This window comes from Paenibacillus terrae (assembly GCF_000943545.1).
In the GTDB taxonomy this organism is placed as follows: Bacteria; Bacillota; Bacilli; order Paenibacillales; family Paenibacillaceae; genus Paenibacillus; species Paenibacillus terrae_A.
Genome location: NZ_JTHP01000048.1, coordinates 1 through 18570, shown reverse-complemented (window position 1 = coordinate 18570; position 18570 = coordinate 1). Strand labels below are relative to the sequence as shown.

At 47.4% G+C, this 18570-nt stretch carries 17 protein-coding genes and 1 pseudogene; 9 read left to right on the top strand and 9 right to left on the bottom strand.

Annotation, left to right across the window (positions count from 1 at the left end; translation table 11 throughout):
* Positions 1-57 precede the first annotated feature (57 nt).
* A pseudogene (locus QD47_RS34215) lies at positions 58-294 on the top strand (SRPBCC family protein); the annotation flags it as partial.
* On the opposite strand, the gene QD47_RS20445 reads toward QD47_RS34215, so the two are convergent.
* The 6 genes from QD47_RS20445 to QD47_RS20420 form a co-directional block, all read right to left on the bottom strand.
* Positions 289-1779: an oligosaccharide flippase family protein gene (locus QD47_RS20445; RefSeq protein ID WP_235332313.1), complete on the bottom strand. Its 1491-nt coding sequence runs from the start codon at positions 1777-1779 to the stop codon at positions 289-291. The pseudogene QD47_RS34215 and the gene QD47_RS20445 sit on opposite strands and share 6 nt — an antisense overlap.
* An 87-nt stretch (positions 1780-1866) precedes the next feature.
* Positions 1867-2994 (bottom strand): amidase domain-containing protein, encoded by a 1128-nt coding sequence (locus QD47_RS20440; RefSeq protein WP_044647860.1) that lies wholly within the window; start codon positions 2992-2994, stop codon positions 1867-1869.
* A 2-nt stretch (positions 2995-2996) separates the two neighbouring features.
* Positions 2997-3674, bottom strand: coding sequence for a class F sortase (locus QD47_RS20435; protein WP_044647890.1), 678 nt, complete (start codon positions 3672-3674; stop codon positions 2997-2999).
* Positions 3675-3754: 80 nt separating this feature from the next.
* Positions 3755-4063 carry a hypothetical protein gene (locus tag QD47_RS20430; RefSeq protein ID WP_044647859.1) on the bottom strand — a complete coding sequence of 103 codons (309 nt, stop codon included), beginning with the start codon at positions 4061-4063 and terminating at the stop codon, positions 3755-3757.
* 115 nt (positions 4064-4178) lie between these two features.
* A complete protein-coding gene (locus tag QD47_RS20425; RefSeq protein ID WP_044647858.1) occupies positions 4179-4961 on the bottom strand; it encodes a polysaccharide deacetylase family protein in 783 nt (260 codons plus the stop codon).
* Between the two features lie 216 nt (positions 4962-5177).
* Positions 5178-5498 carry a hypothetical protein gene (locus tag QD47_RS20420; RefSeq protein WP_044647857.1) on the bottom strand — a complete coding sequence of 107 codons (321 nt, stop codon included), beginning with the start codon at positions 5496-5498 and terminating at the stop codon, positions 5178-5180.
* A gap of 193 nt (positions 5499-5691) precedes the next feature.
* Here QD47_RS20420 and QD47_RS20415 point away from each other — a divergent pair, with 193 nt between their 5' ends.
* From QD47_RS20415 to QD47_RS20390, 6 genes are all read left to right on the top strand, one after another.
* Entirely contained in the window at positions 5692-6657 is a 966-nt protein-coding gene (locus QD47_RS20415) for a carbohydrate ABC transporter permease (protein WP_044647856.1), read from the top strand.
* Complete coding sequence (locus QD47_RS20410; RefSeq protein ID WP_044647855.1) at positions 6654-7475, top strand: carbohydrate ABC transporter permease; 822 nt, start codon at positions 6654-6656, stop codon at positions 7473-7475. The genes QD47_RS20415 and QD47_RS20410 overlap by 4 nt, the downstream gene beginning before the upstream one ends.
* Positions 7476-7584: 109 nt before the next feature.
* Positions 7585-8952 carry an ABC transporter substrate-binding protein gene (locus QD47_RS20405; RefSeq protein ID WP_044647854.1) on the top strand — a complete coding sequence of 456 codons (1368 nt, stop codon included), beginning with the start codon at positions 7585-7587 and terminating at the stop codon, positions 8950-8952.
* 268 nt (positions 8953-9220) lie between these two features.
* Positions 9221-9808 carry a TetR/AcrR family transcriptional regulator gene (locus tag QD47_RS20400; RefSeq protein ID WP_044647853.1) on the top strand — a complete coding sequence of 196 codons (588 nt, stop codon included), beginning with the start codon at positions 9221-9223 and terminating at the stop codon, positions 9806-9808.
* Between the two features lie 20 nt (positions 9809-9828).
* Entirely contained in the window at positions 9829-11193 is a 1365-nt protein-coding gene (locus tag QD47_RS20395) for an HlyD family secretion protein (RefSeq protein ID WP_044647852.1), read from the top strand.
* 1 nt (position 11194) lies between these two features.
* Positions 11195-12418 carry an ABC transporter permease gene (locus tag QD47_RS20390; protein ID WP_044647851.1) on the top strand — a complete coding sequence of 408 codons (1224 nt, stop codon included), beginning with the start codon at positions 11195-11197 and terminating at the stop codon, positions 12416-12418.
* Positions 12419-12522: 104 nt separating this feature from the next.
* Here the strand turns inward: QD47_RS20390 and QD47_RS20385 are convergent, their stop codons facing one another.
* From QD47_RS20385 to QD47_RS20375, 3 genes are all read right to left on the bottom strand, one after another.
* The gene (locus tag QD47_RS20385) at positions 12523-12747 is read right to left on the bottom strand and encodes a glycine betaine ABC transporter substrate-binding protein (protein ID WP_235332312.1); all 225 of its coding nucleotides are present in this window, start codon (positions 12745-12747) and stop codon (positions 12523-12525) included.
* Between the two features lie 97 nt (positions 12748-12844).
* Positions 12845-14731, bottom strand: a complete 1887-nt coding sequence (locus QD47_RS20380; protein WP_044647849.1) for a glycine betaine ABC transporter substrate-binding protein — start codon at positions 14729-14731, stop codon at positions 12845-12847.
* Positions 14706-15929: a quaternary amine ABC transporter ATP-binding protein gene (locus QD47_RS20375; protein ID WP_044647848.1), complete on the bottom strand. Its 1224-nt coding sequence runs from the start codon at positions 15927-15929 to the stop codon at positions 14706-14708. Before QD47_RS20375 ends, QD47_RS20380 begins: the two co-directional genes overlap by 26 nt.
* Before the next feature lie 518 nt (positions 15930-16447).
* Between QD47_RS20375 and QD47_RS20370 the strand changes: the two genes are divergently transcribed.
* Both QD47_RS20370 and QD47_RS20365 read left to right on the top strand, forming a co-directional pair.
* Positions 16448-17011, top strand: coding sequence for a GbsR/MarR family transcriptional regulator (locus QD47_RS20370; RefSeq protein WP_014280355.1), 564 nt, complete (start codon positions 16448-16450; stop codon positions 17009-17011).
* A 154-nt stretch (positions 17012-17165) separates the two neighbouring features.
* The coding region (locus tag QD47_RS20365; RefSeq protein WP_044647847.1) for a carboxylesterase/lipase family protein at positions 17166-18570 on the top strand (1405 nt) is incomplete at its 3' end.

The window sequence follows — 18570 nt, the reverse complement described above, 5'->3', positions numbered from 1 at the left end:
GTTATAATAATGTAGACATGATCAAAATGCTGTTGGACTGAAGGGATTGAAGATGAAATGACACTACCTATTTCTTTGCCAGATATTTCACAAAGGACGCATTCATCTGACGGTGGAACGAAAAATGGAGGCGTCCCCTGTTGTCCTGTATCAAGCGTGGACCAAGCAGTAACGCATTTTGAGGGAAAACGTCATCCGCATTACGGAAGATTTCTAAGACTTGAACCAGATCGCCTTATCGAATTGACCTGGGTTACTGGGAAAGGAGGAACAAAGGGGATGCCCTCCCTACTCTTCGAAAACGCTCTTTAATCGTACCTTCAAATACATAGCACACCAGAAGCAGTAATGGAGTACCTCTACAATCATATGAACCGTCTCCGGCCAGCCCAATGAAGATAACGCCTTGGAACACAGCGTAACCACGATAAGAATGGCTTCAAAAACGAGAATATCCACCAATAGCACAATGCCTGCACGGGATTTGGCTCGTTGGAAGAGCTTTAGCGTTTTGAAATTCCAGCCTGTTGCGATCAGCTCCAGTGTTATGATTCCCAGGGACATGCCGGTATACCCGAACTCGGGAATGGCAACTATGGAGTAAAGAATAATGAAATTGGCAAGTACACCTGCGCAAAGGCCAATAAAGGGAGTTTTCTTTCGATTTTGTGCCCATAAGATGCTTGTTGTAATTTCCCGCAATCCGACGAGTAGCGGTAACATAGCCAACGATTTAATGGGGATTTCGGCATTTTGTATACCAAAAACAAATAGGGAGATTTCTGGGGCATATTCAAAAATGAAAAAACCTGAGGCTAATCCCCAGACCCATGCTACCTGAATGGCAGTATGGCTTTTTTTGTAGAATGCGTTATATTTCTTATTTTGCCAATCCGCAGTTATTTTCATAGTGAGCGTATGTGTTAGTGCACCTGTAATCAAAGTAGGCATATAAGCGACGACAAGGGCGATACCAGTGACAATACCGAACATTTCCGCTGCTTCCTTGGAAGAAACCCCGGCAACCTGTAATCGTTGGGGGATGATGATCGCATCCATAAAATCAGACGCAGGGATGAGCAAGCGTGTAAGCGCAATAGCAAAGGAAGCTTGTACCACTAAAGGTAAATCTGCTCGACTTGATGGGGGGGATAAAGCTACAGAGGGACGATTGTACATAAAAAAAGCAGTAAGCACAGCAAAGGCTAACAATGCGCCTGTAAAAGTTCCCAGTACCGCTCCGCCTACAGCAAACTCGATGCCGGATTGAATAAATAGTGGCACCAGCAACATTAAAGTACCGATCCGGGCGGTTTGCTCTATGATTTCCGAAAGGGCAATCGCGGTGTATCTTTCAAGCCCTTGCAAATATCCGCGCAGCAGACTTAGCAAGGGAACGGCCAGTATAGCAGGGGAGAGGCATCGAATCACAAAATTAAGCTGTGGATAGCCGAGCAAATTAGCGATCGGTGTTGAGAACCAAAAGGTTAGTACACTGCATACCAATCCCGTGAGGATCATGAACACTGAAAAAATTTTGAATAACCGCCAGCCTCTTGCCGTATGCTTGGTTGTAAACATACCCAATGCTGTCGGCAATCCCCCTGAAATAATCATCAATATTAAGCTATAGAAGGAATAGGCTAGCTGATAAAGGCCCATTCCTTCAGCTCCAACAAGTCGTGTCATAAATACTTTTCCAACCAAACCGATGGCTTTTACAACAATCATCGCATTAGCTCTCACCATGGTTTGTTTTAATATAAGAGGTAATTTCAAATCATTTTCCACCCCATTAGAAGCTGTCCACATTATTCCTATGACAGCAACCTCCGGGATATGAACAAGTCTTAAGGGCCATGATGCTTAATCTTGTATATGAATCAACAAATATTTGGTGTTTTTATCCCACCCTAAATCGAAGGGGACTCTGAAACGGTCTGCGGTATGGGAGTTGACTAAGGGATAGCCACTCTGATCAAATCCGACTACAACGGAGAAGTGGTCTACATCACCTTTTAATACGTAAGCAATCAAATCACCTGGCAGCAACTGTGGTCTGTTAAGGTGCTGCTGCCGTTCATTGACCGATTGAACAATATCAGAGAAGCTACCTTGTCCTATAATCCTTCCATAGCCGGAGCGTAACAGAAAATTTTTAAAAGCGTCCGTTTGAACCCAGGCTTGGCTTCCACCGTTGCCATACAAGTAATGCCACCCAGATTTCATAGGAAGCCCTCCGCCTTCCTCCTTGTCCCCGATAACTTGGGAGGAGAAGTTGGTACAATCGCCTCCTTTGGAGTTATAATCCAGGTATTTTTGATTATATCGCTGACCATTACCTGCTCCCCATGTCGTTCCTGCATACTTGTTCGCATAGTCAACGGCGCGGGCCCTGTTGTATTTATGAATAACCCTTTCTGGTGTTGCCGGAACTTCATGGGGAGTAAAAAATAAGTCGGATTTTTGAATCTTTTTTGAATTCTCTTCCAGAGGATCTGAATACCATTCACGTTCCACGTACCAACGATTATCTTTTTTTCTCAGTGTAATGCCATGACGTGTTCCAATTCCAAAATCATGCCGACCGGGATAGCTGTCGATATACTCATAGCTCAATTTCAAGGACTGAACAAGTGACACTTTTGCCGTATCGCCCAACACTATGGCCCGGGCTATCCGAATGGAACTTTCCGCATTCACAAATTTTATTTTTCGAAGCTTGGCCCATTCTTGAATATATTCGGCCCTGTTCAGTTCATGAAGGTACGCATATTGGCTGCTTCGTCTATCTTTAAATAAGTAATGGTCTTCGATATGCGTTTTGTCCTGATCCATTAACAACCGGGTACGGTCATCAAACAGTTCTTGAAGAAAGGGGGTAACGTTATCCTGTTTAGCTGGCTCGGCTTGTGCACGAAATAAAGAGAAGCTGTAAGCCGGAATTATTATTAAGATCATGCACAGCAATTGTAATTTTCTGATCCTAAGCACAATTATTCATTCTCCTTGAAAATAATTGGGTTGTTTTTGGAATTGTCCTTGTTTTGAACCATAATTTTCTCACAGGCTGAATTCATGTGTGTTAATTTGGTAAAGACGATCAGCCTTCCTTCATGCTCCTTCTTGCTTCGACTGTAGCGTCCGGCACAGGTAATCAAGTTTAAACGGTGTTCTTCTGTAGGGCCAAAAATCGTTTGAATCGGTGCTGCGGAGGTTAAGTAAAATTTTACCGACTCCACAACAAACTGTAGCTTACAACCGTCATCGCCAGTCACATACACAAAATCCCCCCTTTTCAGTTTTTTAAGAGGATAAAAAACTGCCGGGCCCGTGTATGTATCAACATGACCATCCATAATTGCATTACCTGCCGCTCCTGGCAATATACCAGTAGATAAATAACCTACTCGATCCGTGTTGCCTGGAACGCCCATTTGACCATTTTCTAAGTAGGTTACCGGTTCTATAATCGAATGAATACGAACCGCAGGAATATCGATTTTACGTGGAATGCTCCCTTGGAAAGGTTTACTTTTAACCTGTAAGGGCTTCGTCGTTTTAGTTTGTTGAATTTCATGCTTAGCCGGGGTGTGGCTGGAGTTAGTATGGGAGCTACCTTGAGGTTCAGCCGAAGATGAACAGCTCGTACTACCCAGCAAAATCAATAGCACAATGATACGAATAATCCACTTATTGTTCATATGAAGAAAGAGAGAGGGTTAACAAGCTAACCCTCTCCTTTTACCCCTCCCTAATTCATTTGCTCGCTCGCGCCACCGAATCCGGTTTTTGGTAATTTAGTAGCCTTTGCTTTTATACTTTTCGCATGAATGCTTTTTTCTCCAATCATTTTGGCAGGTGCAGCTTCACGCGCATGTAGCTTGTGGACTTTCTCATGTTTGCTCTTGGCGTGCAGCTTGTGTTCATGTTTCGCATGAGCCTTTACCTTATGTTGGTGCATTTTGTGTTCATGCTTTTCCGTTGCGGGTGCTGCAGATACCATTGATCCTGCTGACAGAAGTACAGCCAGGGACGCTACAGTCAATATTGCTTTTTTCATGTTATTGCCTCCTTGAGATAGTTGGTAATTCATAAATATATTTTCCGTATGAAGAACGTTTTATGTAGCCAATGATTTCAAAGGGAAGAATTGGCTTGGAATTTATTCCCATCCTTTATTTATTCACCTCAATAAGTCCTTCAGGAGTCTCACGATTGGCAAGCAGTTCGGATACGGTGACGAAGGTAAAGCCTCTTTTTTTCAGCTCAGGTAAAATGATTTTGAGGGCTTCAACGGTTTGTGTACTTTTATATACATAATCGTGCATGAGGACGATATCGCCATTGCGAGCATTACGAAGTACCTTATTGGCGATCCGGTGTACACCAGGTTTCCGCCAATCCAGGGTGTCCTGATGCCAGGACCATAAAATTAATTTAAGCCCTTTTTCTTTAGATAGTTTGACGAGCGAGTCGGTATAGGAACCACCCGGTGGACGGAAAAGATGGGTTTCAACCCCTGTTGCTTGAACGATGCTGGCTTGGCCCTGATCCATTTCAGACAGAGCTTTGTTACGGGAAATATTATGGAAGGATGGATGATGGAAAGTATGGTTGCCAACCTCATGGCCTTCTTTTCGTTCCCGTTTGACAATGTCAGGGAGTTTTTCTACACGGCTGCCGACGACAAAGAAGGTCGCTTTGGCGTCATATTGCTTGAGTAAATCCAGAATGGCGGGCGTTTTTCTTTCATCCGGTCCGTCGTCGAATGTGAGGGCAATCACCTTGCGCTGGGTAGGAACTTCCCATACAATGTCGCCACGTTCTTCATAATAGGCTCTACCCTTTGTTGGTGCAGGGGAGGCATACGAGGCGGCCTCGGTATAGGGTGTGGCGTAAAAGCTGGCACAGAACAACGAAACAACGATACTTGCAGACAGTAATCGGTTATATTTCATTAGGCTTCTTCTCCGTTCTGACGTTTTCTCACATTAGCTTGCCAAGAAGGAGCACATACCATTCCTTGTTCCCAAAATTTATCTGCTTCTAATTCAGTTAAATTCCTGTCCAAAATGTAAAATAAATACGTAAAAACCTCCAGCTTCGTAATATGCCGATGGTCGGCTGTTCACGAAATTGGAGGTTTTTTGTTTTGTGACTGAATGGATCGAGCGTTAGCTCAGCAGTGTCACCACCAGCAGATTGTACAGCACCAGCGGCAGAATGACGTCTCTGTAGGCATAGGAACGATAGGGAGTGGGGGTGCCTGGGGAGGGCGTGTGGTGCGGTTGAGGAACTCTCAAATACAAGTGATCCGCGTCGATGTGGACAATCCTTCCTTCATACACATGATGATCCATTGTTTGAACCCGGACGGTGTGATTGACGTAAGGACCCAACTGGTGATGCAGATGATCGTGGACCCTTTTGAGTTCTGTCTGAAATTCCGGTCTTGCCTGATATAAGGTTTGCGGATTGACAGTGTTGTACGGCATTCGCCTCTGACCTCCATACTCATATAATGATGTATCGTATGCAGGAGTCTGTGCCATTGTGCAGCTACCCAGATGGGACAGGTTTTACAAAGTCATGAAACATTAACATTTTGCTCCAACCCACTTGATGTTCCCTTTACATCGAAACGATACACTTACTGAGGTTGGTTTGAAAAGAAAGGGGCGCTCCGTTTTGGGTGAGCTTAACAAATCTATGGGACTCGGGACGAGGAGCCAGCAACAGACTTCGTCTAAGGCCCGCGTACGCACGGGTTCGCTAAAAATTCAGAGACTGCGCGAAAACGCGCTAGCGTATACGTTTTTGGCTCCTTCGCTCATTTTGTTTGCTGTATTTATGTTTTACCCGATGATCAAGTCGGTTTATCTCAGCTTGCACTCCACAGATCCCGCAGGAAATGTTGCAGCTTATGTTGGGTTAGACAACTTTGCTACACTTTTTAGCTCGGGTCAATTCCTGCAAGGAATCAAGGTTACGCTCCTGTTTGCGCTGCTGACGGTGCCTGTAGGCATTTTACTGGCGCTGGTGCTGGCTGCACTTACACATAGCAAGCTGCGGGGGATGCGTATCTTCCAGTTCGCTTTTTCGCTGCCGATGGTGCTGTCGGTCGGCTCATCTGCGGTCATTTGGAAATTTCTTTTTCATCCGACTCTGGGGATGTTTAACTACGTGCTTTCCCTGCTACATATCAATCCGGTTCCGTGGCTGACCAGCCCGGATTGGGCGTTGTTCTCCGTAGCGATTATGACCATCTGGATGAATCTAGGCTTTAATTACATTATTTTATCAAGCGGACTTCAAGGGATTCCAGAAGACATGTATGAGAGTGCAAAAATGGACGGGGCAGGTCCGCTGGTAACATTCTGGCGAATTTCCATGCCGCTACTGTCGCCAACGATCTTCTTTGTAACTGTAGTATCCATCATTGGAGCTTTCCAGTCTTTTGCTCAAATTAACATTCTGACCAAGGGCGGTCCAGTGAACAGCACCAATGTGTTCGTGTATTCCATTTATCAGGAGGCCTTCGTTAATTTCCGATTCGGAACGGGCAGCGCACAGGCAATTGTACTGTTTGTCGTCATCCTGCTGCTTACAATGATCCAGTTCAAATGGTTGGAAAGAAAGGTGCATTACCAATGAAACGACATCTTAATTCAACACTCGTGTATGTGTTGCTTACGATTGCGGCTGCTTTGATTTTATATCCGGTCATTTATACGTTTTTTATGGCTGTCATGTCGCCGGAGGAAGCAAGCGCCTATCCACCGAGCTTTTTCCCGCATTCCTTTCATATGGCCAATTTTACCGACGTATTTGAAATCGTTCCGATTGCAGCGTTCATCGGTAACACCTTTCTCATTTCAGGCTTGACAATGATCGGCCAGCTTATTACAGCCAGCTTGGCGGCCTATGCCTTTGCCAAAATGGAATTCAAGGGGAAGAACTTCATATTCAGCATGTTTGTCGCTACCATGATGATCCCGTGGGAAGTGACCATTATTCCGAACTATCTGACCGTACGTAGCTGGAATTGGCTGGATACCTATCAAGGGCTGACGGTTCCGTTTCTGGCGACGGCATTCGGAACGTTCCTGCTGCGGCAATTTTTTCTCCAGCTTCCCAAGGAATTGTTCGAGGCGGCTCGTATGGACGGGTGCGGACATGTCCGTTACTTCCTGTTCCATGTGCTTCCGCTATCGCGCCCGGCGCTCGGAACATTGGCTGTGTATTCGTTCCTGAATATGTACAATTCGTACCTGTGGCCGTTGTTGATCACGAACAGCGAGAATATGCGTACGGTACAAATCGGAATTTCCATGCTCGAATTTCAGGAATCCACCTCATGGAATCTTGTGTTCGCGGGTACGGCACTCGTCATTTTACCGTCTCTGCTTCTGCTGATCTTTGGTCTGAAGCAGTTGGTACGCGGGATGGCAGCGGGTGCACTTAAAGGTTGATCCTGAAGGGGATTTCCCTTCGGGCAAACAGCAACATCTGCGCAAGCAGCCTATATAAAGCTTGATCTATATTCGAGAATCATTTAATCAAAGGGAGAGAAGAGAGATTATGAGATTTTTTCGTCTGAAAAGTGCTTTGACCTTGCTCATTCTGACTGCAATCGTTGTTGCAGCAGGCTGTAGCAATAACACGGCGGCTGAGAAGCCAAGCAACGGTAGCGATGCGGGAACAGCAGCAGGTTCTCCAGTGAAGTTGACTTGGTGGCATTCCATGTCCGGTAACGGTGAAAAAGCGATCAAGCAAATCGCCGCTGACTTTAACGCCAGCCACAAGGACATTCAGGTAGAGCCGGTATACCAAGGCAAATATGATGACAGCTTGAACAAGCTGAAAGCGTCACTTGGCTCCAACAGCGGCCCGGACATCATTCAGGTGTATGAAATCGGCAGTAAATTCATGATCGACTCCAAGATGATCACTCCTGTACAACAATTTATTGATGCAGACAAGTTCGATCTGTCGCAGCTTGAGCCGAATATTACACGGTATTACACCATCGACGGTAAATTGAATGCAATGCCTTTCAATACGTCGAATCCGATCTTGTACTATAACAAGGATGCTTTTAAAGCGGCGGGACTTGATCCGGCTAATCCTCCAAAAACATATGATGAATTCGAAAAGGCTGCAAAAGCCTTGAGCAAGGACGGGAAATCCGGTGCATCCATCGCTATCTATGGCTGGTTTATGGAGCAGTTGTTTGCTAATCAGAATGCGGATTATGTGAATAATGGCAACGGACGCAATCAGGCAGCAACGGAATCGCTGCTGAATTCAGATGCAGGTGTGAAAACCCTGACTTGGTGGAAGAAAATGATCGACGAAAAGGTTGTATCCAATCTGGGACGTAACTCCGATGATACTGCCAAAGCTTTTTCCGCAGGACAAATTGCTATGACACTGGATTCCACCGCTTCGCTGCGTAATATTGTGGAGCAGGTTGGCGATAAATTTGAGGTAGGCACTGGCTTTCTGCCAAGAGCGAACGAAGCGAAAGAAGGCGGCGTGGTTGTAGGCGGCGCGAGCTTGTACATCATGAACAACAAGCCTGAAGCCCAGCAAAAGGCAGCGTGGGAGTTCATTAAATTCGTTGCTTCCCCGGCTGTACAGGCACAATGGAGCGTGAATACGGGGTACTTCCCGATCACCAAAGCAGCTTATAACGAGCAGGTACTTAAGGACAATATGGTGAAATACCCGCAATTCCAAACTGCTGTTGACCAATTGCACGCATCGGCGCAATCCACGGCTACACAAGGCGCAGTGATGGGCGTATTCCCGGAAGCGCGTCAAATCGTAGAGGGTGCAATCGAGGCCGTCTTGAGCGGACAGCAACAGCCAAAACAGGCGTTGGATCAAGCCGCACAAGAGATTACAGGCAAAATTGCGCAATACAATCAAACAGTAAAAAAATAATCGGCCTTCCCTTAAAAGCGGCTGGTAAACTTAATACGCGACCCCTTTACCAGCCGATTTTATAAAATAACGGACCGAATAAGTGACCCCCTCACTTGTTCGGTCTGTTTTTTGTATGTCTGAATTCTCCCGTTTTTAGAACGTCCGTTTAGACGAACTGTCTAAAATTGTGTATTTTGTACATTTCCTATTGCTGGATAACTAAAAATGGGCTTATAATAAACGTATAATTTTTGTACTGGACGGTCAGTTCAAAAAAGGAGGAAGCATGAAAAACCAGACGAAGGAAATTATTTTTAACGGTGCGCTTAAGGCTTTTTCCGAACGTGGCTTCAATGAAACCAATATGGAGGAAATCGCCAAGGTATGCGGCATTGCTAAAGGGACCCTTTATTACAACTTCAAAAATAAACAAGATCTGTACATTTATATTTTGAAGATGGGGATGGAGCGCTTTGTTCAGGATATCCGTGAAACCATGTCTCAGGTTCCGAAGGATCAGGTAGAAACGAGGATTCACAAGCTGATTCAAGTACACGTTGAGTTTATTGGAAGAGAGCCGGATTTTTGTCGTTTGCTAGTTAGCAAGGGATGGGTTTCGCAGGAGCAGCATTTTAATATCAGGCAGGTATTGGCTGACTATTTTGATTTTATGGAAGCGGAGATCGACTCTGGTAAGTTTTACGGGAAAATTTCGAGTAAGCTTGATGCGAAAACGACGGCAAATTGCTTATTTGGTATTTACATTTTTGCACCGATGCGATCAATGGTTTGGGGCGAAACGATGAACTTGCAGGAAGTTCGGGAGAGTATTGAAATTTTTGTTTGTAATGCGCTGGGTATGCATCATAAATAGACAGATGGAGTGATGAGAACATGAAAGCTAAAAAATATACGATTTACGCCGTACTTATTGTTTTAATCGCCATAGGGATTTATGCTCTGACCGCTTTTCAAAAGGGTGGCAGTAGCCTGTCTGCGGATCAGTCCTCTTCCATTCCGACAGCTTATGTAGAATCGGATACGCTCAATGCCAGCTTTAAGATGGCGGGACGTATTGATCAGATGCTCGTGAGTGAGGGCGACAAGGTAAAAAAAGGGCAGGTGTTAGCCCATCTGGAAAGCCGTGAGCTGGAAGACAAGGTGAAACAGGCACAGGCGGCATTGCTGGCAGCCCAGAGTAATGTGTCCAAAGCGAAGGCAGGAGTATTGCAGGCTCAAGCGGGAGTGGGGCAGGCACAGGCTACCGTGAGTGCAGCTCAGGCCAAAAAGAGCCAAGGTACCACAGCAGTTGGCGTGACTGCACAGGCTTCCTCCAGTCAGATCGAACAGGCACAAGCGGCTGCGGCTGCGGCCAAAGCGAAGCTGGATGCCCTCAAGAGCGGCGCAAGACCGCAAGAGCTGGAGCAAGCACAAGTGAGTGTGAAGGCTGCCAAGGAAACGCTGGATTTGACCGCTAAAAACCTGGAGCGTGCCAAAAAGCTTCAAGAAGCCGGGGCAGCAACCCAAGCCTCACTGGATCAAGCGACGCTGGACCATCAACAGGCGGAAGCCAAGTACAATTCAGCATCCCAGCAACTGAATATGGTACGCGAGGGAAGCCGCAAGGAAGAAATTACGGCGGCTGAAGCGCAATACCGTCAGGCATTGGCTGCGGTGAAGGAAGCACAGGCAGGAGCAGGCAAGGTTACTTTGCAGCAGGAGGATGTCAAAGCCGCCCAGGCTTCGGTAGAACAGGCGCAATCCGCTGTGAAGGCGGCGCAATCCACGGTAGAGCAGGCACAGTCGGCGGTTGCAGGTGCCAACGCACAAGTAGCTCAGGCGGAAGCTGCCCTTCAGGAAGCTCAGACCTACTTGAGCTACACCACGCTACGCGCATCTGAGGACGGTATTGTAAAATCCAAATCGCTCAGCTTGGGCGAAATGGCCAGTGCAGGCTTCCCGGTCTATACGATTGAAACTTCGACGCAGCGTTGGGCTAAATTCTATGTGCCGGAAACGTCCCTGAATGGTCTCCAGGCAGGGGATACTGTACAAGTTAAACTGCTGTCGGGCGGCAAGGAGCTGAAAGGTAAAGTTATTTTGCTGGAATCGGCTGCCGACTTTGCTATTCAAAAACCGAGCCAAAGTTCCGGTGATAAGGATGTCCGTTCCTTTGGTGTTAAAATAGCTTTGCCGGATCTTGCGGCTTCGGTTCCGACAGGCTCCACGGTTCTGTTTACAGGCAAAGGGGCGCAGTAATATGCAGGATCAACAGGAAAGACTTCGTATCCGCGATGTATTTCGTGAGGAATGGCTGAGCATCTTCCGGGATCGGCGCTTTATGGCTATTCTGCTGATTACACCGATTGTGTATACCATCTTGTTCGGCTTCCTGTATTCTCATCAGCGGATTACCGAGATGCCTGTCACTGTGTATGACGGAGACAATTCACAACTCAGTCGCCAGATCATTCAGGCGTTCGATGCGACAGATTCGTTTGCCGTTACACGGCAGGCCACCAATCAGGAGGATGTTGTCCGTCAGGTGGAAACCGGGGAAGCCAAGGTAGGCATCGTCATTCCCGACAATTTCACCACCCGGCTTAAGCATGGGGAGAACCCGCCTGTGCTGACCCTGATTGACGGCAGTAACATGATGTATTCCAACAGCGCCAGCCGGATCGCAAATCAGGTCATCAGTAGCGTGAGCGCCGGGGTTTCGGTCAATTCCATGAAGCAAAAGGGAATGAACGCCGATCAGGCCGCCTCAACGCTGAGTACCATCCCGTTCCGGTCCAGAGTGCTGTTCAACCCGGTATATGATTACAAGCTGTTCATGCCGCTGGGGGTCATTTCTGCCGCTCTCCAGCAGTGTTTGCTGCTCGGTATTGCTTTGTCCTGTACGCGGGATAAGGAAGCAGGGACTTGGGGAAAATTTGCCGCATGGAAAAATACCCCTTGGCGACTGGCAATTGCCAAGCTGACACCGTATTATGTGGCGGGAGCCTTCAATGTGCTGACTGTATTCAGTATTAGCGCCCTATGCTTTGATATTCCGTTCAGGGGGCAGGTGTTGCCGCTGATTCTGGTGTCGCTGGCCTTTAACTTTGCCTTGTGTGGTTTAGGGTTCCTGTTCAGCCTCTTTTCCAAGACAAGAGTGGATGCGACCCAAACCCTCATGCTGATTGCCGTTCCTTCCTTTATGCTGTCAGGCTATACGTGGCCACTGGAAGCGATGCCCGGCTTCTTGCGGGGGGTTGCCGAAATATTGCCACTGACGTATTTTCTGGATGCTGTACGGAATATCACCCTCAAAGGACTGGATATCACGTACGTCTTCAAGGATACGATTGCGCTGGGCGTTATTGGCTGTGTGAGTCTGCTGGTGTCCTTCGCCATTTATCCGCTATTCTTTAGACAGCGTCAGACGGCAGACCAGCATGCCGATATATCAACGCAAGAGGGAGTTACACTTAAAGGCTAAAAGGCTAAGAGTAACTAAATACGCATATTAAAAAGGCAGACCAGGTTTTTACTCCTGATCTGCCTTTTGGTTTTAAGTGTATATCGTATTGGCTGAATGAAATATTATTGCGTCTTTAAGTCCTCAATAGAATCAATGGGAACGTAGGATGGAACTACAAGCCCGGACATAACGCCAGTCATGCTGGTTCCGATGTCGTCCACCTGAGCCTTGTCCTTTGCCCAGTAATCGGCATGCGTCAGTGGAAGCCAGGCAGCGGCGGTAGCATCCACACTCCCGCCTGCAACGCCTGTCCACATAGGGCCAATCTCTACCTGAAGGGCAGTCACTTTGTAGCCCAGCTCTTGGCAGCTTGTTGTGGAGCAGCACCGTCTTGAATGGCGATCATCACTTCACCCATATCTTCGGCAGTCCACTTGAAGCGGCTTATTCCTTCATAGCTTCGGCAGTCAGCTTCATCAGACCGGCACTGGGGTCGGTACCGACAATACGGTATCCGACCTCCTTGCCAAAGTCCCCCGCAGCGGCAGAAGCTGGAGCCGCTGCGGCTCCATTGCCTTGTAAATCAGCTATAGATTTAACATTCATATAAGCTGGAACAACCAAGCCTGTTTTGACACCCGTCATATTAGCGCCCAGATCATCAAGCTTATCCTTGTATTTAGCCCAGTAATCCGCATGTGTCAGTGGCAGCCATGCAGCCGGAGAAGCATCCACATCCCCACTGGCGACACCCGTCCACATTGGACCTGCTTCAACTTGCAACGCGGTTACTTTGTAGCCCAATTTGTTTTCCAAAATATATTTCAGCAAATTCGTGCTGGCAATTTCAGAATCCCAAGCCACATAACTGAGCTTGAAGGTGTCACCATTGACAGGTTGCAGTCCTTGGGTCCATTCCTGCACCTTATCGGCATGCTTTTCAGCCCAATCCTTGGCAGCTTGCTCAGGGCTGGTTCCGCCTTGAATAGCAACCATCATTTCACCCATGTCTTCCGGTGTCCATTTGAACCGTTTTAGAAACTCGTAAGCAATAGGAGCATCCTGTTGCAGTCCTTTACGGGCAATCGTATGAATACCCTCGGCCTCACCATAAGATTTTTTAGGGTCTTCCAAATATTTGAGATCATACTTGTTGAACATCCAGTGCGGCGTCCAACCTGTAATAATGATCGGTTTTTTCGCTTTTATGGCTTTGTCTAGTGTTGCAGTCATCGCTGCACCGGAACCTTCTACCAGCTTCCAGTCGGACAAATTGTAGTCCTTTAACGCCTTGGCAGTTGATTTCATAATACCTGCCCCGGCATCAATTCCGATAATTTTGTAGCCGACTTCTTCGCCAACCGGGTTGGCAGCAGCGTTTCCTTTGCCAGATGCAGAAGGGTTCGATCCAACAAAATATTGCGATGCGCCAGCGATCAGAATGACAGCCGTAACCGCAGAGGTAATCCATACCTTTTGTTTGGTAGATACGCGGCTTTTGCCTCTTTTCGCTGGTTTGAACAGGTTCTGCGTGAAACGGTCAAGCACGATAGCCAGAACAACGACAGCCAATCCGGCCTCAAAACCTTTACCAATTTGGAGTTGTGTCACGGCACGGTATACAACGGCACCAATACCTTCCGCACCGATCATAGAAGCAATAACAACCATAGACAGTGACAGCATAATCGTCTGGTTAATACCAGCCATCAAGGTTGGCATAGCCAGCGGCAGTTGTACTTTGAACAGCTTTTGCGCCGAGGTTGAACCGAATGCGTCGGAGGCTTCGACCAATTCACCCGACACTTGCATAATCCCCAAATTCGTCATGCGAATGGTTGGAGGGATCGCGAAGATAACAGATGCGATTACGCCCGGTACAACACCAAGGCTGAAAAAGGTAACCGCAGGGAGCAAGTAGACGAACGCGGGCATCGTCTGCATAAAATCAAGCAAAGGCGTAATAATGCGTGACGCCGTTTTGCTGTATGCACACCAGATCCCGATCGGAATCCCGATGACAATGGATACGAGTGCGGACGTAATGACCAGTCCGAGCGTATTCATCGTTTCGCTCCAATAGCCCAGGTTGTCAATCAGCAGGAAGCCGATGACGGTAAACAGCGTAAGCTGAACCCGACCGATCATAAATGCGATAATTCCGATGATCACGATGAACACCAGAGGGTGCGGAAGCATGAACAGCCCAGAGAAAAAGCCTACAACAGCTTCAATAACAGAAGAGATAACATTAAACAATCCGGCCAGATGAATACCCATCCAGTCTACAATAGTCTGAATCCACTCAGCGATTGGCAGTTTCGGTATCAAGGGCATTCACCTCCTTCGTGGTGGTTACATCTCCGCCAAGTGCGCCCAACAAAGCTCCACGGACGATAACACCCAACAGCTTCTGTTTGTCATCGACCACAGCCAGAGGGACCTTGGCCGAGCTTGTAATTTCGAACAAATCATTAATGACCGTTTCCGCAGCAACTTGCGGTCCGTCCGTCATGAGAATATCTTCAATCTTCAAATTATTGCGCAGCGCATGGACAGCATCTTCAGCATTGATAACGCCCAACAGCTTCTTGGTACGATCAATGACGAACAGATTGGAAATCCCACGTTCGCGCATCAATTCCAGAGCAACACGCGGACCGCGATCCATTGTGATCGTTTCTGGACGAAGCATAACATGAGCAGCCGTCAATACCTTGGACAGATCCACATCCTCGACGAAGCGGGCTACATAAGAGTTAGCCGGTTGGATCATAATTTCTTCCGGTGTACCGATCTGCACGACCGATCCGTCCCGCATCAATGCAATCCGGTCACCGATCCGCAGCGCTTCATCCAGGTCATGGGTAATAAACACAATCGTTTTCTTCATTTTATCTTGAAGCTCCAGCAGCTCATCCTGCATGTCACGGCGAATGAGGGGGTCCAGTGCGCTGAATGCTTCATCCATCAAAAGCACTTCAGGGTCATTAGCCAGCGCCCGTGCCAGACCGACCCGCTGCTGCATACCGCCACTCAGTTCATCGGGCATTTTATCGCCCCAGTTTTTAAGACCGACCAGTTCCAGCGCTTGCTGTGCCTTTTCCTGGCGTTTCGTTTTTTCTACCTTTTGAATTTCAAGGCCGTATTCTACATTTTCCATTACAGTCCGATGTGGGAACAGGGCGAATTTTTGAAAAACCATACTGATGGTTTTACGGCGAACTTCGCGGAGTTGTTCTTTGTTCATCTTGCGGAGATCCTTGCCGTGTACCAGAATTTCACCGGAGGTAGGTTCAATCAAGCGATTTAGCATTCGCACTAAAGTGGACTTGCCACTGCCCGAAAGACCCATAATAACGAAAATTTCACCTTGCTTAATTTCCATGTTGGCCTTATTAACACCAACGGTAATTTGTTTTTCTTTGGCCAGCCTTTCCTTGCCCCAGCCCTGCTCCAGGAGCGGAACACCTTGCTCTGCGTGAGGACCAAAGAGTTTGCTGACATTTTTGACTTCCAAAATCGTCATACATACACCTCTTCTTTCTATACTTTGCTTGGTATTAACCCCGTGTTGCATTAAGGATCGAGTATAAAAATCAATATTTTGAACATCCTGAAACGGTTAATGACAAAATTAATTGTAACAGAAGCATTGCTTACTTTTCAAACTAAAAAACTGTTCATAAAGTACGTACAGTAAAAACTGTACAAAGTTTCCTGCCATATGCTCCTTCGTTCTTTAGAATGCTCAAACATCCGGAACTTTACAACCGATAGCTCTTTTTTTAAAATAGACAATGAAATATAACCATAAGCAAAAGATTTATGTATATCCATAATTTTAAAAGTTTACTATCATTAGCAATTTTGCGAATTATGATTTTGAACGACCCATGCTGTTGTAATATAGACAGGAGCTTTGCTTTTGAAACATTTCATTTTTTATTGAAAGATTTCATGTGTTGCGTCAAAGCCAATCGGTTACGGGTAAAAGTCGTTCATACGATCTTAGGCAAAATGCTCTAAAATTAGGAGGATGCAAGCATGAGCTTGTACCAGTTAGGTGATGAGCAGCAGGCTTCGCTGCAAAAAATTCGCAAACGTGTCATAGAAGCTATAGGTAAAAATATGGACTTGTATGGGATCACCCTGTCTGCGGGGCATTTGTACGGTTTGCTTTTTTTTGCGGATAAACCGATGACGCTGGACGAAATGGGTCGTGAAATGGAAATGAGCAAAACGAGCATGAGTACCGGTGTCCGAACACTGCTGGATTTGAAAATGGTCAACAAGGTGTGGAGCAAAGGCTCACGCAAGGATTTGTATGAAGTCGAATATGACTGGCATCAAACGTTCACAGACTTCTTTGCTATTAAATGGAGAAAAGCGGTTGAAACGAATTTGCTGGTGCTGCGCAAGGCCATTGAGGAGCTGGACAGATTGCTGGAGCAGGGCGGGGAATATGAGGAGTTTAAGGCTGTTCTCCAGCAGGATCGTTTGAAAATGAAGCAGGCTGTGGCCTATTACAAGTGGCTGGACCGACTGATTGATTCGATGGAAAGCGAAGAAATATACAAGCTGATCCCGAAGGAAGAGGTTCGTGATTAATCGCTTATCCTCTTTTCTTTCCATAAAAATGCCGGAGCGCAAAAAGCGTTCCCGGCGTTTTTTGTGTTTGGCTTTGTAAACTTTGGATTAGCTTTGTTCGATTTTTGGTTTGGGCCTGCGCAAAGGGTATAATAGAGTTAAAGGAGGCTTCATTATGGAGAGTATTACAGTACATACCCGCCTGGGTCAGCTTCGTGGGGAAACGGTGAATGGATATCATGTATGGAAAGGCATCCCATATGCACAGCCTCCTGTGGGAGAATTGCGTTTTCACGCACCTCAGCCTTTGAAGCCTTGGGAAGAAGTGCGGGATGCGACGAACTTTGGACCGATCTGTCCGCAGCCTATGCCATCTGCTGAGAGTATGACTGGGAATCTGGTGGAACCGCCTGAGCAGTCGGAGGACTGCTTGTACCTGAACGTCTGGACGCCTGCTTCGGAGGCACCTGCAAAGGGACGACCCGTGATGGTGTGGATTCACGGCGGAGCCTTTGTAACCGGGTCGGGAATTATTCCATTATATGATGGGGCACGGATGGCAGAAAATGGCGATGTTGTCGTCGTTACGCTCAATTATCGGCTCGGGCCGTTGGGCTTTTTGCACCTGACTCCACGGGGAGACGGACTGACCTCTAATGCGGGGCTGCTGGATCAGATTGCTGCCTTGGAATGGGTCAGGGACCATATCGCCGCATTTGGCGGTAACCCGGACGAGGTGACGGTGTTCGGTGAATCAGCGGGAGCTATGAGCATTGCCGCGTTATTGGCTATGCCGGCCGCTGAGGGCCTGTTCCAGCGTGCTATTTTACAAAGCGGAGCATCGCAGGTGCTGCCGACTTCACAGGCGGAGCAAGTCACGGCTGCATATCTCCAGCAGTTGGGGGTGGACACCCTGCATCCGGAACGATTGTTTACGCTACCGACGGAAGCGCTCATGCTTGCCATGGCCAAGACGCATGAAATGATGGGTTCGGGGCTGGCGATGCTCTATCAACCCGTTGTGGACGGTGTGACCTTGCCTGACGTACCTTTATCTGCGATTGCCAAAGGATCAGCCAAGCAGGTATCCGTTTTGATCGGAACGAATTTGCATGAGGGTGCTTACTTTATTCGCAAGGAATCCCATCTGATGAACAAGTCGATGGCGAGCCAGGCATTGGAAATGATGACGGGCATGTCAGATGTTGGCGATTTGACGGAACCTTTCCCTGTTACGATTGAGGGGCAAGCGCAGATGCTGACCGATCTGTTCTTCTGGCGACCTGCGCTGGCTCTAGCGGTTGCACAAGCGGTTCATGCCCCGGTGTGGATGTACCGTTTTGACTGGACACTGCCGGGGCATCCTGTATTCGGACAAGCGGTTCACGGCGCGGAAATTGCGTTTGTTTTTGATAATCTGGAGCTGCTAGGTAAGCTCGGATTGGACGTTCATCCGCCTATGAGGACGCTGGCTTACGATATGCAGCAGGCATGGGTTGCTTTTGCACGTGACGGAAAGCCTGTGCTGCCGGAGGGGGAATGGCCGGTATACGACAGGGAATCGCGTGCAGTCGTCGTGT

Bases quoted from the DNA above. Each gene is read 5' to 3' on its own strand.
- QD47_RS20405 (WP_044647854.1), top strand. From the start codon at position 7,585: ATGAGATTTTTTCGTCTGAAAAGTGCTTTGACCTTGCTCATTCTGACT.
- QD47_RS20370 (WP_014280355.1), top strand. From the start codon at position 16,448: ATGAGCTTGTACCAGTTAGGTGATGAGCAGCAGGCTTCGCTGCAAAAA.
- QD47_RS20425 (WP_044647858.1), bottom strand. From the start codon at position 4,961: ATGAAATATAACCGATTACTGTCTGCAAGTATCGTTGTTTCGTTGTTC.
- QD47_RS20420 (WP_044647857.1), bottom strand. From the start codon at position 5,498: ATGCCGTACAACACTGTCAATCCGCAAACCTTATATCAGGCAAGACCG.
- QD47_RS20430 (WP_044647859.1), bottom strand. From the start codon at position 4,063: ATGAAAAAAGCAATATTGACTGTAGCGTCCCTGGCTGTACTTCTGTCA.
- QD47_RS20390 (WP_044647851.1), top strand. From the start codon at position 11,195: ATGCAGGATCAACAGGAAAGACTTCGTATCCGCGATGTATTTCGTGAG.
- QD47_RS20395 (WP_044647852.1), top strand. From the start codon at position 9,829: ATGAAAGCTAAAAAATATACGATTTACGCCGTACTTATTGTTTTAATC.
- QD47_RS20400 (WP_044647853.1), top strand. From the start codon at position 9,221: ATGAAAAACCAGACGAAGGAAATTATTTTTAACGGTGCGCTTAAGGCT.
- QD47_RS20410 (WP_044647855.1), top strand. From the start codon at position 6,654: ATGAAACGACATCTTAATTCAACACTCGTGTATGTGTTGCTTACGATT.
- QD47_RS20375 (WP_044647848.1), bottom strand. From the start codon at position 15,929: ATGACGATTTTGGAAGTCAAAAATGTCAGCAAACTCTTTGGTCCTCAC.